The sequence below is a fragment of the Solibacillus sp. FSL W8-0474 genome, from assembly GCF_038004065.1.
GTDB classification, from domain to species: Bacteria; Bacillota; Bacilli; order Bacillales_A; family Planococcaceae; genus Solibacillus; species Solibacillus faecavium.
Genome location: NZ_JBBOQJ010000001.1, coordinates 2991954 through 3009010 on the forward strand (window position 1 = coordinate 2991954; position 17057 = coordinate 3009010).

Annotated in this window: 13 protein-coding genes; 2 read left to right on the top strand and 11 right to left on the bottom strand. The window is 38.4% G+C overall.

Annotated features, from left to right (window positions below):
* Nucleotides 1–18 precede the first annotated feature (18 nt).
* From NYE67_RS15250 to NYE67_RS15260, 3 genes are all read right to left on the bottom strand, one after another.
* Entirely contained in the window at nt 19–1122 is a 1104-nt protein-coding gene (locus tag NYE67_RS15250; RefSeq protein WP_340730378.1) for an HD-GYP domain-containing protein, read from the bottom strand.
* Nucleotides 1123–1194: 72 nt separating this feature from the next.
* Nucleotides 1195–2559 carry a bifunctional metallophosphatase/5'-nucleotidase gene (locus tag NYE67_RS15255; RefSeq protein ID WP_340730379.1) on the bottom strand — a complete coding sequence of 455 codons (1365 nt, stop codon included), beginning with the start codon at nt 2557–2559 and terminating at the stop codon, nt 1195–1197.
* 20 nt (nt 2560–2579) lie between these two features.
* Complete coding sequence (locus NYE67_RS15260) at nt 2580–3431, bottom strand: DUF72 domain-containing protein (protein ID WP_340730380.1); 852 nt, start codon at nt 3429–3431, stop codon at nt 2580–2582.
* 114 nt (nt 3432–3545) lie between these two features.
* Here NYE67_RS15260 and NYE67_RS15265 point away from each other — a divergent pair, with 114 nt between their 5' ends.
* A complete protein-coding gene (locus NYE67_RS15265) occupies nt 3546–3860 on the top strand; it encodes a thioredoxin family protein (RefSeq protein ID WP_339213603.1) in 315 nt (104 codons plus the stop codon).
* A gap of 47 nt (nt 3861–3907) precedes the next feature.
* Here the strand turns inward: NYE67_RS15265 and NYE67_RS15270 are convergent, their stop codons facing one another.
* The 8 genes from NYE67_RS15270 to gltB form a co-directional block, all read right to left on the bottom strand.
* Nucleotides 3908–4051, bottom strand: a complete 144-nt coding sequence (locus NYE67_RS15270) for a hypothetical protein (RefSeq protein ID WP_191699839.1) — start codon at nt 4049–4051, stop codon at nt 3908–3910.
* A gap of 255 nt (nt 4052–4306) precedes the next feature.
* A complete protein-coding gene (gene sufB, locus NYE67_RS15275; RefSeq protein ID WP_191699838.1) occupies nt 4307–5704 on the bottom strand; it encodes a Fe-S cluster assembly protein SufB in 1398 nt (465 codons plus the stop codon).
* Nucleotides 5705–5845: 141 nt separating this feature from the next.
* Nucleotides 5846–6286 (bottom strand): Fe-S cluster assembly sulfur transfer protein SufU, encoded by a 441-nt coding sequence (gene sufU, locus NYE67_RS15280; protein ID WP_191699837.1) that lies wholly within the window; start codon nt 6284–6286, stop codon nt 5846–5848.
* Complete coding sequence (locus NYE67_RS15285; protein ID WP_340730381.1) at nt 6276–7505, bottom strand: cysteine desulfurase; 1230 nt, start codon at nt 7503–7505, stop codon at nt 6276–6278. The genes sufU and NYE67_RS15285 overlap by 11 nt, the downstream gene beginning before the upstream one ends.
* Complete coding sequence (gene sufD, locus NYE67_RS15290) at nt 7505–8812, bottom strand: Fe-S cluster assembly protein SufD (RefSeq protein WP_340730382.1); 1308 nt, start codon at nt 8810–8812, stop codon at nt 7505–7507. Before sufD ends, NYE67_RS15285 begins: the two co-directional genes overlap by 1 nt.
* A gap of 18 nt (nt 8813–8830) precedes the next feature.
* A complete protein-coding gene (sufC, locus tag NYE67_RS15295) occupies nt 8831–9613 on the bottom strand; it encodes a Fe-S cluster assembly ATPase SufC (RefSeq protein WP_191699834.1) in 783 nt (260 codons plus the stop codon).
* Nucleotides 9614–9926: 313 nt separating this feature from the next.
* Entirely contained in the window at nt 9927–11408 is a 1482-nt protein-coding gene (gene gltD / locus NYE67_RS15300; protein WP_340730383.1) for a glutamate synthase small subunit, read from the bottom strand.
* Between the two features lie 15 nt (nt 11409–11423).
* On the bottom strand, nt 11424–15944 hold the full coding sequence (gltB, locus tag NYE67_RS15305) for a glutamate synthase large subunit (RefSeq protein ID WP_340730384.1): 4521 nt from the start codon (nt 15942–15944) through the stop codon (nt 11424–11426).
* Between the two features lie 118 nt (nt 15945–16062).
* Between gltB and NYE67_RS15310 the strand changes: the two genes are divergently transcribed.
* Nucleotides 16063–16965, top strand: coding sequence for a LysR family transcriptional regulator (locus tag NYE67_RS15310; protein ID WP_340730385.1), 903 nt, complete (start codon nt 16063–16065; stop codon nt 16963–16965).
* The last annotated feature ends 92 nt before the right edge of the window (nt 16966–17057 follow it).

The window sequence follows — 17057 nt, forward strand, 5'->3', positions numbered from 1 at the left end:
TATGAGAAGGAGGATTTTTTATTCAACATATACAGCAAATTCTGTTTCAATATTTTTTATGTAGATTTCCGGGTAATCACTCAAGCATATTTCATATGTAGCACCCAACAACTTATCATCTTCTTCGAAAACCCGTATCCATGGGCGTGTTACGTCGATTAAGTTTTGTTTAGATACAATTCCACGTCGTCCATCTGTCAGCAATACAATGGTTCCATTCGCATAATGGATTATGCTTCTTTTAAAAGCTTCCACAACCCTTGTATCAAATTTAATTCCATCATCTTTAACGATGATGGCAATTGCTTCTGTCGGCAGCATTTTGTCTCGATACACTCTATTAGATGTCAATGCATCAAATACGTCTGCAACTGCTATTATCTTCGCAAATGGATGCATTTCATGATCCACAATCCCTCGTGGGTATCCACTCCCATCAATTCGCTCATGATGTTGAAATGCACAATGCGCTACAAGTAAAGACAGGCTGTGCAGGTTACGCAATATGTCAAAACCATATTGAGCGTGACGCTTTATCTCTTCATACTCACTATCCGTTAATTTACCTGGCTTTAATAGTATTTCAATAGGAATAAGCAATTTCCCAACATCATGCAAAAGTGCCCCAATTCCGATCAATCGAATATCTTCATAAGAGTAACCCATCTCTTTTGCAATGGCTATCGAATACATTGCTACTTGAAAGGAGTGCTGATAAATGTATTCATCATATAAATAGGCATCTGTCAGCACCATTAATACATCATCACTATTAATAATAGAATTCATAATATCATCTACTATTAAGCCGATTACTTTAGATTGCTGATCGAGTACAAACGAGGCTTGATTTGGTTTGGCCTGTTTTACATGTTCAAATGCTTTTGTCATATTTTTTACTGCTTCAATACGCTTCTTCGGTTCAACTGTTTCCTCTATTTCTATTCCTTTTGAAAGGCTGTCATCTATATATAAGTATTGAACATTAAGTTGTCGCAGCCTTTCAACAATCCGTTTTGTTACAGTTACATCTTTATGGAGGAGTGGATGTCCGGCTTCATTCCATATAGTCCTCCCTACTACCATACCTTCTCTCAAAACATTAATCGATATTAATCGCATTTGTTTAATTTCTCCAATCTAATATTACGTACATTTCATATCACGTTTAATGGGGGAGAAATATATAATTTTTCACTGAAATTTCTTCATACAGTAGTTTTTAAATACATCTCTTATAAAATCCGGTAAGTAATACTCCTTCTTCGCATATTTAAAACTAGGAAAAAAATAGCCAAACGTAAATAAATCCAACGTAGCTAATCGATATACCTTATCAGGTTCCATGAGATGACCATTAATGAACAATTCTCGTTGCTTTGTAATTTCAATGCCATAATTCAATATTTTCCCGAAGATAATTCCTCTAAAGCCTAGTCCTTTTAATTCAAGGCGAGACCACTCTTCATTTTCAGATTGAAGGAATATTTCTTTTAATTCACTACCAGTTATTTGAATGACACATATATTTATCGGATGAGGCAGAATTTTGTGAATATCATATGTAGAAATTAGTCCTTTTCGCAATTTGTCAACGAAAATTCCTGCATTAAACATGACACAATCTGCTCCTGTATAATCGTACATACATTCTGCAAATAAATCGGATAATTGGGAGCGGTGAAACCATTCTTTATTATACGATTTTGTTAATGTAAATACAGGTTCATCCAGTAGGAGCTTAGCTTCCTTTTGTAATTGGATTAACCATTCCCCTTCATTTTCAACTTCAGGTAAAAGAGCATTTTCATACAGACGATCCTTCTTTTCGGTTAATGTCCGTGTAGCATGGTCATACTCTATCTCTAACTGCCCCGTATATTGACCAAATTTACCGCCCCCTGTTAAAAGGACATTATTTTCTAGGCGCCCCTGTTCAAATACATGATGTGTATGCGAGCCAAATATTACATCAATAATCGGACATTCCTGTGCTAACAACTCATCTTCTGTAATTCCTAAATGGGACATACAGATAATGATATCTGCTTGTTTTTTTAATTCAAAAGCCAATTTTATAAGCTCTGCACGAGGTGTTGTCACTTCCCAACCAAGTTCCTTATAAAATAGGTCAAACTGAGCTGTCGCCGCAATTACTGCAATTTTCGTGCCATACCTTGTTGTTAAAATAGTATAAGGCTTCATCCACCTTGGATTCTCTTCAAATTGCGAGTAAAGATTGCCGACCACTACTTCAAATTCAGCATCATCGTATAAATGATAAAGGACATTGTAAGGAAGTGTGATTCCTTCATTATTCCCTATTGTTATAACATCATATTGCGCCTCATTCAGCATTTTAATATTGCCTTTGCCCAATGTTGCTTCTGTATACAAATTAGAACGGTCTAGATGATCGCCTAAGTCCACTAAAAAGCTTGTTTCCCCTCGATCGGACAGCATTTTGCGTTGCATCTGTATAAACGATTGACTGCGCTTCCAATACGTAAAATGACTATGCAAATCATTCGTATGAAAAAAATGAATTATTTCTCGCACTTTTGCTACCCCGCTCTCTTTTACTCTTCAAAAAATCCTAGCTGTTTTGGTGCAAGACCACCAAATTCAATCTGTAAGATTTGTTGCATCCGTTTTGCATTTTTTGCTGCATGTCCACCGGAATTATTATTAAATAAAACATAAACATGCTCTGACTGTGCCTCTAAATCTTTTATGTCTTCCGCAAGTTTCTGCAATTCTTCCTCATTGTAATCATACAAAAATCGAACTTTTCTCCAATTTTCCCCGTGCCCAATATTACGCCAGCCATGTACATTTCGACCATGTATTCTAAGAAGCACTTTATTGTCTGTAGCAACAGGTACAAAAGGTACTGAACCACTTCCCGCTTGCGGTTCATCACAAACAGTATGGATAAATTGATGTTCTTTTAAAAACTGAAGTGTCTTTTCTTTCGTTTGGGGACTAAACCAAGTTTGATTGCGAAACTCAATCGCAATTGGATAATCTATTAGTTGTTGTTTTATATAGCGAATATATTGTACATTTTTTCTTTGACAATCAAACCATGGTGGAAACTGTACAAGCACCATCGCCAGCTTTCCATGCCTTTTAAATGTATCGGCACATTTTCTAAATGCATTAAACATTTCATTTTTCGTTTCGAACGGTAATTCGTCCCGTAGATGACCTGTCATTCCTTGATATGCCTTAATAACGAATTTAAAATTATCAGGTGTATCTTTGCACCATTTTTCTACATTCTCTACAGACGGTATAGCATAAAAGGAGGTGTCCAACTCTACAACCGGAAAATGCCCACTATAATCAAATAATTTATCTTTTGCTGCCGTCACTTTACTATAGACATCTGGGTGATCGCCCCAACCAGTTAAGCCAATTGAAATCATTTCAATTCACCTCTTTAATTTATTGTATTGTACAACATATTGATCATATATATATTGATACATTGCAAAATGATTTAATTCCTACCATAATAGTAGAAAAGGGAGGTTCAGTTTATGCATATTTTACAATCAATCGAGGAATTTGAGCAATTTAAAAGTAGCTCGGCCGTCGTTTTTGAATTTACAGCTGACTGGTGTGGCGATTGTCGGTTTATCGATCCGTTTATGCCGGAAGTAGTTGAAAAGTTTTCAAATTACAAATTCGTTAAAGTTGACCGCGATAAGTTTTTAGATCTATGCATCGATTTAGGTATTATCGGGATTCCTAGTTTTTTAGCTTATGAAAACGGAATTGAACTTGGGCGTTTTGTGAGCAAAGACCGTAAAACACAGGAGGAAATTGAAAACTTTATCTCCAACCTCAAATAGAAAAATGCTTCAAACGATAAGTATTATCCGTTTGAAGCATTTTTAAATTATTTGATTATACCTTCGTGCTCTTCGTTTTTCCAAAGTTTGTTGTTCTTTTTTTGTCCTAATGCCCAAAATATAACAGCTACTGCTACGACTAATACTACAGCAGGTACTCCTAAAGTAATTGGCCAGAATAAGTTTTCCATTATAGCTCGCTCCCTTTATATATAATCTACAATTCCATTATTCCATCTAATACAATTATTGTAAACGGCAGCCAAGTATTAAATTTATAAATTCTCGTAAAAGCACTTTTTTCTTCACGAATTCAACACAATTTTACTTTTAGTAATGCGATTTCGAATTTTATTACTAATTCAATGAATTTCTCTATCTAAATTTCAAAAAAAAAAAAAAAGCATTTACCCCCAATTGGTTAGGAGGCAAATGCTTACATTGTATTATCCGATAGAACCTTCCATCTCGAACTTGATTAGGCGGTTCATTTCTACTGCATATTCCATTGGTAATTCTTTTGTGAATGGCTCGATGAAGCCCATTACGATCATTTCTGTCGCTTCTTCTTCAGAAATACCACGGCTCATTAGGTAGAATAATTGTTCTTCAGATACTTTAGAAACTTTCGCTTCGTGCTCTAAAGATACGTTATCATTTAAGATTTCGTTGTATGGAATTGTATCAGAAGTTGATTGGTTATCCATAATCAACGTGTCACACTCGATGTTTGAACGAGCACCTGTAGCGTTTTTACCGAATCTAACTTGGCCTAAATAAGTTACTTTACCACCTTGCTTAGCAATCGATTTAGATACGATTGTTGAAGATGTGTTTGGTGCCAAGTGAATCATTTTAGCTCCAGCGTGTTGGTGTTGACCTTTACCTGCAATAGCAATTGAAAGTGTCATGCCACGTGCGCCTTCACCTTTAAGGATACAAGCAGGGTATTTCATTGTTAATTTAGAACCGATGTTACCGTCGATCCATTCCATCGTACCGTTCTCTTCAACAACTGTACGTTTTGTAACAAGGTTATATACGTTGTTTGCCCAGTTTTGAATCGTTGTGTAACGGCAGTAAGCGTTCTTTTTAACGATGATTTCTACTACAGCCGAGTGTAGAGAGTTTGTTGTGTAAACAGGCGCTGTACAACCTTCTACGTAGTGTACAGATGCATCTTCGTCTACGATGATTAGCGTACGTTCGAATTGACCCATGTTTTCAGAGTTAATACGGAAATATGCTTGTAATGGTGTGTCTAATTTAACGCCTTTAGGCATATAAATAAATGAACCACCAGACCAAACTGCAGAGTTTAATGCTGCGAATTTGTTATCTGTATAAGGGATTACTGTACCCCAGTGTTTTTTGAAGATTTCTTCGTTTTCTTTTAACGCTGAGTCTGTATCTTTGAAGATAATCCCCATATCTGTAAGGTCTTGCTTCATGTTATGGTAAACTACTTCAGATTCATACTGAGCAGATACACCTGCAAGATATTTTTGTTCAGCTTCTGGGATACCTAATTTATCAAATGTTGCTTTGATTTCTTCAGGTACTTCATCCCAAGAACGTTCTGTAGCTTCAGATGGTTTTACGTAATACGTAATTTCATCGAAGTTTAATGACGCTAGGTCACCGCCCCATTGAGGCATTGGCATTTCATAAAATTTTTCAAGAGCTTTTAAGCGGTAGTCAAGCATCCACTGTGGCTCTTCCTTCATACTTGAGATTTCACGAACGATATCTGCTGTAAGTCCACGTTCAGAACGGAAAATTGATACGTCCTTATCATGGAAGCCATACTTGTAATCGCCGATTTCAGGCATTTTTTTAGCCATGTTGTCTCCTCCGTTCATTAACTAAAAGTGTCCAAGCGCTCGTTTAGCTGTGGGGGTCGAAACGTCCGAACAGCTAGCGCTTTGACCTGGATAAATATGAGAAGTGCTAAAATGCTGTACAAGCACTTTAGCCTACTTAAATTATTTATTTTCGTTATTTACGCCTTTTTCCATCGCTTTCCAAGCTAATGTAGCGCATTTAATACGTGCCGGGAATTTAGCAACACCTTGGAGTGCTTCCACATCCCCAAGATCATATTTTTCATCATCGAAGTCTTCGCCAAGCATCATTTTCGAGAAAATGTCTGCTAATTCTAAAGCTTCATCTAATTTTTTCCCTTTTACGATTTGTGTCATCATTGATGCGGAAGACATAGAGATTGAACATCCTTCTCCATCAAACTTCGCATCTTCTACGATACCATCGTTTAGCTTCAGTGTTAAATGGATACGGTCACCACAAGTTGGGTTATTCATATCGATTGTCACACTGTTTTCTTCAAGTGCCCCTTTGTTACGAGGGTTTTTATAGTGATCCATAATTACGGAACGATATAGTTGATCTAAATTATTAAAAGACATCGCCAAAATACTCCTTCGCTGAGCGCAATCCTGCAACTAAACGATCAACATCTTCTTCATCATTGTACATGTAGAAGCTTGCTCGTGCTGTTGCAGATACTTGAAGCCATTTCATTAAAGGTTGGGCGCAATGATGTCCCGCACGAACTGCAATACCACTCATATCAAGCACTGTCGCCACATCATGGGGATGGACATCGTCAAGATTAAATGTAACTAGTCCGCAACGTTTCATCGGGTCACGTGGACCAAAAATCTGTAGACCATCAATTGTATCTAATTGATCCATCGCATAGCCTGCTAATTTATGTTCGTGTGCTGCGATGTTGTCTAAACCAATTTCTTCTAAGAAGTCGATTGCAGCACCCAGACCAATTGCTCCTGCAATAATCGGTGTACCACCTTCGAATTTCCACGGTAACTCTTTCCAAGTCGATTCTTCTAAACCTACGAAATCAATCATTTCGCCACCAAACTCTACTGGTTCCATTCCTTCAAGAAGCGCTTTTTTTCCATATAGTACCCCAATTCCAGTAGGAGCACACATTTTATGACCTGAAAAACCTGCAAAGTCCACATCTAAATCTTGTACATCTATCTTTAAATGCGGTGCTGCCTGTGCTAAATCAGCTACCATAATAGCACCATTTTCATGTGCAATACGTGCAATCTCTTTAATCGGGTTAATCGTACCTAATACGTTTGAAACATACATCATTGAAACAATTTTTGTTTTTGGTGTAATGATTTCACGTACTTTTTCCAGTGAAATTGTACCATCTGGTTCAAGGTTAAGATATTTTAATACGGCCCCTTTTTCTTTTGCTAGCTGTTGCCATGGAATAATGTTTGAATGGTGTTCCATGTACGTAATGACAATTTCATCACCTTCTTTAACATTTTGACGACCATAACCTGAGGCTACTGTATTAAGGGCTGTAGTAGTACCACGCGTAAAAATAACTTCCTGTGTTGAACTGGCATTAATGAACTTACGAACTTTTTTACGTGCACCTTCATAAGAATCTGTTGCACGGTTTCCAAGTGTATGCACACCACGGTGAACATTCGAATTATCCAAGTTATAATAATTCGACACTGCTTCAATTACTTGAATTGGCTTTTGAGATGTAGCCGCACTGTCTAAATAAACTAATGGATGTCCATTAACTTCCTGGTTTAATATCGGAAAATAACTTTTTATTTCTTTTGGTATCATTATCGAACTTTCCTTTCGATAACCTCCGTCAGCTGTTTTTTAACGCCTTCGATTGGCAATTGAGCAACAACTGGCGCAAGGAATCCATGAATTACAAGGCGCTCTGCTTCTTGTTTAGAAATACCGCGGCTCATTAAGTAGTAAAGTTGCGTTGGGTCAACACGTCCAACAGATGCTGCGTGTCCTGCTGTTACATCGTCTTCATCGATTAAAAGAATCGGGTTTGCATCACCGCGTGCTCCTTCAGAAAGCATTAATACACGAGATTCCTGCTCTGCATTTGCTTTCGTACCACCATGCATAATGTGACCAATACCGTTAAATATTGATTGTGCCTTATCTTTCATTACACCGTGTTTTAAAATTTGACCGTCGGAATTTTTACCCCATTGACGGATTAAAGTTGTAAAGTTAAGTTTTTGATCTCCGCTACCTACAGTTACCATTTTGAAATCTGAAGTAGAGTTATCGCCAATTAAATTTGTTGTATTTTCATAAATTGTGTCTGAGTTCGTCATTAAACCTAATGCCCAGTCAATTTTTGCATCGCGCAGTGCATGTCCACGGCGATTTACATAAGCAGTATAACCATGTGCCAAGTTATCTACTGCACCGAATGTAACTTGTGCATTATCTTTTGCGATTACTTCCGTTACAACGTTTACTTGACCATGTGCTTCATCAAATGTAGAAATATAAGTTTCAACATAAGTTACAGCTGAAGATTCTTCTGCCACTATTAATACGTGGTTAAATAATGAAGCTTCTGCATTGTCATTTAAAAATACAACTTGAAGCGGTTCTTCGATTACAACATTACGTGGAACATAAACGAAAATACCACCGTTAACTAGTGCTGCATGGTAGGCAGTTAGTTTGTGCTCGTCCACTTTTACAGCAGTTGTCATAAAGTATTTTTCTACTAAATCTTTATGGTCACGGATTGCTGTTTGAATATCTGTGAAAATAACACCTTTGTTTTTTAGTTCTTCCGATAATTTTACAAACGCTGGTGTATTGTTGCGTTGGATATATAAATTTTCTTGTGTTTCAGTATCTACGACTGACTTCACTTCTGCAGGCAGTTCTTCCAATGAAGTGAATGGTGCGCTTTCTACTGTATGGTTTGCGAAATCAATGAAGTTCCACTTTTTAATATTCGTTCTGTCTGGTTTTGGTAAGTCAAGCTCAGCAGCTTTTTCCATTGCATTTACACGGAAATCAGTAAATGCTGCTGGTTCAGCGTTATTTTGCGAGAACGAGCGTACTTCTTCTACTGATAACGCTAATTTTGTTTCAACCGTCATCTTTGTCGTCCTCCTTAATTATGCTTCTTCTGTTACTGCTTCAGTATCTTGAATACCTAGTTCAGCTTTAATCCACTCATAACCTTCTGCTTCTAAACGTTGAGCTAATTCAGCACCACCAGATTTCACGACTTTACCTTGCATCATTACGTGAACATGGTCAGGTGTGATGTAGTTTAATAAACGTTGATAGTGAGTGATCATTAAGCAGCCGAAACCTTCGCCGCGCATTTCGTTAATACCTTTTGAAACTACTTTTAATGCATCGATATCTAAACCAGAATCGATTTCATCTAAAATACCGAATGTTGGTTTGATCATCATCATTTGCAGAATTTCGTTACGTTTTTTCTCACCGCCAGAGAAGCCTTCGTTTAAGTAACGTTGTGACATTTCTTCTGGCATTTCTAAAAATTCCATTGTTTTATCTAATTCACGGATGAATTTCATTAATGAAATTTCTTGTCCTTCTTCACGACGCGCGTTAATTGCTGAACGTAAGAAGTCCGCATTTGTTACACCAGGAATTTCTGATGGATATTGCATAGCAAGGAATAAACCTGCTTGTGCGCGCTCATCAACTTCCATTTCCAATACGTTTTCGCCATCAAGGATGATTTCACCTGAAGTTACTTCATATTTTGGGTGCCCCATAATTGCTGAAGCTAATGTAGATTTACCTGTACCGTTCGGACCCATGATTGCATGGATTTCGTTTGTGTTGATTGTTAAGTTTACACCTTTTAAAATCTCTTTTCCGTCGATTTCAACGTGAAGATCTTTAATTTCTAAAGTTGCCATTAAATTACCTCCAAATATTCATTTGCATACTTTTTGTATGCTAAATTAAGTTCATAACCAATCTTACCCGAAATGAATGTGTGTTGCAAATAGTTTAGAATGATTTTAATTAAAAAATACTTATCAATCTATTAAAACGCTTTAGTGCAGTTTGTTTCTACTATTTAAACAGTAATAATTATGCTTTATATTTTTTCAATAGCTAAACACTAATTGAGAATCAATTTCACTTATTACAAGGCGCTACCATACCCTTTATATAATAAATTAAAACACCATTCTCTTAAAAGAAAATGGTGTTGATAGAATTATATTAACTTGTTACTACTAATTCATTTAAATAATAATCAACACTTGCAGCAACACCGCGCCCTTCTTTAATCGCCCAAACAACAAGACTTTGACCGCGGCGGGCATCACCGGCAGCAAATACTCCCGGTAGATTCGTTTCGTAATCTTTAATTGATGCGCGAATCCGGTTATTCGTAAATTCCACACCGAAATGTTCTGGCGTTTCCTTTTCTGCCCCTTCAAAACCTATTGCTACAAATACATGCTGTGCCGGCCACACTTTCTCTGTTCCCGGCAGCTCTTTAAAGTAATGGAAACCATCTTCTCCTAAAATCTTCTCCATTTGAATTGTATGAAGTTCTTTTACATTTCCAGCTGCATCTTTAACAATTCTTGTTGTTTGAATGCAATATTCACGTGGGTCACGACCAAATTTGGCGTCTGCTTCTGCGTAAGCATAGTCCAACGTGTAAATATTCGGGTCTTTCGGCCACATTGTATCATCTGTACGAACTTTCGCCTGTTGAGGATGTTTCCCGAATTGGTAAACTGAGCGGCAATTTTGGCGCAGTGCAGTTGCTACACAGTCTGCACCTGTATCTCCGCCACCGATAACGATAACGTCCTTACCTTCTACATTCAGTGCTTTATTATCCGCAAAATTTGAATCCAATAAACTTTTCGTTACATCTGTTAAATAATCCATTGCTAAGTGGATGTTACCAGCATCGCTGCCTTCCATATGAAGCGAACGCTGCTTTTGTGCACCTGTACATAAAATTACAGCATCATAGTCGGCCTGTAATTGCTCTTTCGTAATATCTTTCCCAACTTCTGTATTTGCTACGAAGCAAATGCCTTCCGATGCCAACAAGTCAATACGGCGCTCAATTACTTCTTTTTCAAGTTTCATGTTTGGAATACCGTACATTAAAAGTCCACCGAAACGATCCGAACGTTCAAATACCGTTACAGAATGCCCTAGCTGATTAAGCTGATCTGCTGCAGCCAAGCCAGCCGGACCAGATCCAACAATTGCCACTTTAAAATCAGAGCGTACCTTTGGAATACGCGGTGTAATCCAGCCATTCTCAAAACCTTTATCAATAATAGTACGCTCTATCGATTTAATCGCAACGGCCGGGTCTGTAATGGCTAATGTACACGAGCCTTCACATGGAGCAGGGCAAACTCGCCCTGTAAACTCCGGGAAGTTATTCGTCATATGAAGACGATCCAGTGCTTCTCTCCATTGCCCTTTATAAACTAAATCATTCCACTCCGGGATGACATTAAAAATCGGACACCCTGCAGCCGTACCTCGAATTTCAATTCCCATATGGCAAAATGGCGTACCACAATCCATACAACGAGCCCCTTGAGTTTGAAGCTTTTCATCTGGTAGTTTGCTTGCATATTCGCTCCAACTCGAGATGCGCTCTAGTGGTGCTTGTTCCTGTACTTTTTCACGCTTAAATTCCATAAATCCAGTTGCTTTCCCCATGCTAGAACCCTCCTGTTATTTCGAACTCACAAGCTTTTTTTGACTTCCTGTTACTTCCACAAAGGCTTGCATTGCGGCATTGTCATATGTTAATCCATTTAATTTATACTCATCGATTTTTTCCAGCATTTCTTTATAATCCACCGGCACAACTTTTACAAATAGAGGAACGAATTGTTCCCACTTCGCTAAAACATCAAGTGCATAAGAGCTGTCTGTCTCCTCTAAATGCTGAATAATGAGTTGACGAACCGATTCGATTTCAGTAGCATCTGAAAGTTTTTCGAATTGAATCATTTCCATATTGCACTGCGCTTTAAATTTCTCCTCGTCACTCGGTAAAATGTAGCCTATACCTCCTGACATCCCAGCACCAAAGTTTTGGCCTACATCACCCAATACGATAATCTTGCCGCCAGTCATATACTCGCAACCATGGTCGCCTATTCCTTCAACCACGATTTGTGCACCGGAATTACGAACACCGAAGCGATGTCCTGCTTGCCCGTTAATGAATGCCTGCCCGCTTGTTGCACCATATAAGCAAACATTCCCTGCAATGACGTTTTTCTCTTGTTCCCCTTTAATTGGAGCAATTGCTACTACTTTACCTCCCGATAGACCTTTTCCAAAGTAGTCGTTGACATCTCCTACTACTCTCATCGCCATACCACGTGGAGTAAAGGCACCGAAACTTTGGCCAGCATGCCCTGTAAATGTTAAATTAATAGTATTTAAAGGCAGCCCAGCTTCACCATATTTTCTTGATATTTCACTACCGACAATTGTACCCATTACTCGGTCTGTATTTTTAATTGGATAACTTAATTCTATGCGCTCTTTTTCTTCAATCGCCTTTGTGACCTTTGGCAATAATTCACGTATATCAAAGCTTTCTTCAATTTGATGATTTTGTTGTTGCTGCTTTGTACGCGTACCTTGCATTTGATGCAACAATGCGGATAAATCCAATTGACTTGCTTTCCAATGTTTTGCCGTACGTTCAGAAATTTGAAGAACATCAGTACGTCCAACCATTTCTTCTACAGTTCGGAAACCTAAAATACTCATGTATTCACGCATTTCCTCTGCTACAAAGCGCATATAGTTTACAACATGATCTGCATTCCCCATAAATTTAGCACGCAGTTCCGGATTTTGTGTTGCTACTCCTACTGGACAAGTATCCAGATGACAAGCACGCATCATCACACAGCCTAATACGATTAATGGTGCTGTTGCAAAGCCGTATTCTTCTGCACCTAGCAGTGCCGCCATTACAACGTCCTTACCTGTCATTAGCTTACCGTCTGTTTCTAACGTTACACGATCTCTTAAGCCGTTTAGCATTAATGTCTGATGTGCTTCAGCCAGACCTAGCTCCCACGGCAAACCTGTATGTTTAATCGAAGTTTTTGGCGAAGCACCTGTTCCTCCGTCATAGCCTGAAATTACAATAACGTCCGCTGCACCCTTTGCCACACCGGCCGCTATTGTACCAACACCTGCTTTTGCTACAAGCTTCACTGAGATTCTAGCGTAGCGGTTAGCGTTTTTCAGATCGTGAATAAGCTCTGCCATATCTTCAATTGAATAAATATCATGATGAGGTGGTGGAGAAATTAATCCTACCCCTGGCGTCGATCCGCGTACTTCTGCTACCCAAGGATAAACTTTATTACCAGGCAACTGACCGCCTTCTCCTGGTTTTGCACCTTGCGCCATTTTGATTTGAAGTTCATCAGCGTTTACTAAGTAATGTGATTTCACTCCAAAACGTCCCGATGCAATTTGTTTAATGCTTGAACGACGGTTATCGCCATTTGCATCTAGTTTGTAACGCGCTGGATCCTCTCCGCCTTCTCCAGAATTCGAGCGTGCCCCTAAACGATTCATCGCAATTGCTAACGTTTCATGTGCCTCTTTTGATAGTGAACCATATGACATCGCACCCGATTTGAACCTTTTAACTATCGAATCAACAGATTCCACTTCTTCAATCGGAAGTCGACGTTCTGCTTTTTTAAAGTCAAATAAGTTACGTAAAAAGCCGATTCGCTCTTCATTAGCCATTTCTGCATACATACGATATAGACCGTAATCATTTTTTCTTGTTGCCCATTGCAGCGTATGAATTGTTTTTGGATTAAACGCATGATGTTCACCATCTGCTCGCCATTGGAAATCAGAACCTGATTGCAGCTGATCTGTCATGGATTGCAGTGCTGCTTCATGACGGCGTTTAGCCTCTTCACCAATTGTTGCCAAATCAATACCATCGATTTGGGAAGCAGTTCCTGTAAAATATTCATCAATTACAGCTTTTGAGATTCCTACTGCTTCAAAAATTTGAGCACCGCGATATGATTGCACCGTTGAAATACCCATTTTGGACATTACTTTTACGACACCTTCTGCCGCGCCTTTTCGGAACTTTTGCATTGCTTTATCAAACGGAATTGTTAAGTGTCCATTTTCAATAGCTTCTTCAATTGTTGCATACGCTAAATACGGATGGATCGCATCAACACCGAATCCAATCAATGCTGCAAAATGATGCACTTCGCGAACTTCCGCACTATTTACTACAATACTTGCTTTTGTTCGAAGCCCGATGCGAATCAAATATTGGTGGATAGTACTAGCTGCTAACAATACTGGTATTGTTAATTGTTTCGCATCTTCCACATAATCCGATAACACAATAATTGTTCGCCCACCGAAAATTGCCGCTTCTGCTTCTGTTTTTATACGATTGAGCTCGCTTTCTAAATTTTCCGTAAATTTAAGCGAGATTTCAGTTACTTTAAATGCTTCTTCTTCATTGTTTAAAAGCAGTTCGTACTCTGCAGTCGATAGCACTGGTGTTTCTAGGAAAATACGCTTTGCATTTTGTTCGTTCGGATGCAATAAATCTCCTTCCGCACCTAATAGAGTCATCGTAGAAGTTACTACATGCTCTCGAATGGAATCAATTGGCGGATTGGTAACTTGTGCAAAGAGCTGTTTAAAATAGTTGAATAATGATTGTGGTCGATCTGATAATACAGCTAGCGGTGAATCATTCCCCATCGAACCAAGCGGATCTTTTCCTTCTTTAGCAAGCGGTACAATATATTTTTGAACATCTTCAAAAGTATAGCCATGAATCTTTTGACGTAAAGTGATGTCATTTAATTCAACAATTTTTTCATCTTTCGCTTTAAGCTCTATCATGTTTTCCTTTAACCAAGTAGCATACGGTTTCGCTGCTGCCATTTGAGATTTCAGTTCTTCATCCGAAATGATTTTCCCCTGCTCTAAGTCGATTAACAACATACGCCCAGGGCTTAAACGGTCTTTATATAAAATATCTTCTTCTGCATAATCCACAACCCCAGTTTCAGAAGAGAAAATAACATGATCATCTTTTGTTACATATAGTCTTCCTGGACGTAAGCCATTTCGATCTAATATCGCTCCAATTTGTTTACCATCTGTGAAACAAATGGCTGTCGGACCATCCCAAGGTTCCATTAAGCTGGCATGATATTGATAAAATGCTTTACGGTCTTCTTCAATGCGCGGATTTTCCGTCCACGGCTCAGGAATCATCATCATCGCTGCCTCTGCGGGTGACCGTCCTGCTAAAACTAAAAATTCGAACGCATTATCAAGCATAGAAGAATCTGAGCCTGTTGCATCGATAATTGGTAACAGCTTCTGTAAATCCTCTCCAAAAACCTGTGATACAAATTGTTGCTCACGTGCTCGCATCCAGTTAATATTCCCACGCAATGTGTTAATCTCACCATTATGAATGATGTAACGATTTGGATGCGCACGTTTCCATGATGGGAATGTATTAGTCGAATATCGTGAATGGACAAGCGCTAAAGCAGAAACAAAGCTTTCATTTTGTAAGTCAATATAAAATTCGCTTACTTCCTCTGGAGCTAGTAAACCTTTAAAAACCATTGTCTGACTTGAAAGACTAGGGATATATAGCTCAAAGCCTTGCTCTACCGCCCAATGTTCCAATTGTTTACGAATAACATATAATTTCCGTTCAAATATTTGCTGATTTTGTGAATGAGCTTTTATAAATACTTGTCGTACAAACGGTGCAGTAGATTTTGCAATTTCACTTAAATTTTCTTTATTGATGGGAGCAGTTCGCCAGCCGATAAGTTCCTGGCCCTCTTGCTGAATTAATTCGTTCATTTTTTGTTCAATTTTCTGACGTTCGATTTCATCGTTCGTAAAGAAAATTTGCCCTACACCGTATGCTCCTTTTTCAGGTAAATTAATTTCCGGACAATTTAATTTAAAGAAGTCGTGTGGAATTTGTACCATTAACCCTGCTCCGTCACCTGTTTTACCGTCCCCTCCACGTCCAGCACGGTGTTCTAAACGACATAACATTTCTAAACCTTTTTTTACAATCGTATGTGATGGTTTTCCTTTTATGTTAGCGTACATTCCGATACCACACGCGTCATGTTCAAACTGTGGATTATATAAACCTTGTGCTCCTGGCAACTGGTGAAAACTCATATTAATTCCCCCTCATTCTTTCAATAACGTATTTACATTTTAAAGTTTTCGAAATAATATAAACAATATATAGTTTGGATATAAACAATCTATTTTTTAGATGAATGGGGTGGAATTAGTGGAATTAAGACAATTACGTTACTTTGTCGAGGTAGCAGAACGAGAACATATTTCAGAGGCAGCAGAGCATCTACATGTTGCCCAGTCTGCAATCAGCAGGCAAATTGCCAATTTGGAAGAAGAGCTTGGAGCGGCACTTTTCGAGCGTATTGGACGTAACGTCAAACTGACACCAATTGGTAAAACTTTTTTGGAACACAGTATTACCGCACTAAAGGCAATTGATTTTGCTGCTAAACAAGTGGAAGAATACCTAGACCCGGCAAAAGGGGTAATTAAAGTTGGTTTTCCAACTAGTCTAGCAAGCTATGTATTACCATCAGTCATTTCCGCATTCAAAAAAGAATATCCGGATATCGCTTTCCATTTACGCCAAGGCTCTTATAAATATTTAATCGAAGCCGTTAAAAATCGGGAACTTAATTTAGCGTTACTCGGCCCTTTACCCCCTAAAGACGAATCAATTAATACGACGGTTTTATTTAGCGAAAGTATTCATGCATTACTACCCGCAACACACCCATTGGCTAAAAGAGATAAAATTAATTTAGTCGATTTAAGAAATGATCAATTTGTCCTTTTTCCAGAAGGTTATATATTAAATAAAGTAGCAGTCGACGCTTGTCGCTCTGTAGGTTTCATGCCAACAATTACTTCTGAAGGAGAAGATATGGATGCTTTGAAGGGGCTTGTAGCAGCTGGAATTGGTGTAACGCTATTACCAGAAAGCTCTTTATACGATTCCACACCTCGCATGACAGTAAAAGTACCTATTGCAATCCCATCCATAAGACGAACTGTCGGCATAATTGCACCATCTACCCGTGACCTCGCCCCATCTGAAAAAGTATTTGTAGATTTTGTGTCTAAATTTTACTCACGTTTAACAAGATTCCAATAAAAAAAGAGATTAGTTGAGAAGAGGTCACTGAAAAAGTCCCTTAGCCACAAGTTAGAGAGTACAGGAACGAAAATTCGTTCCAGTACTCTCTT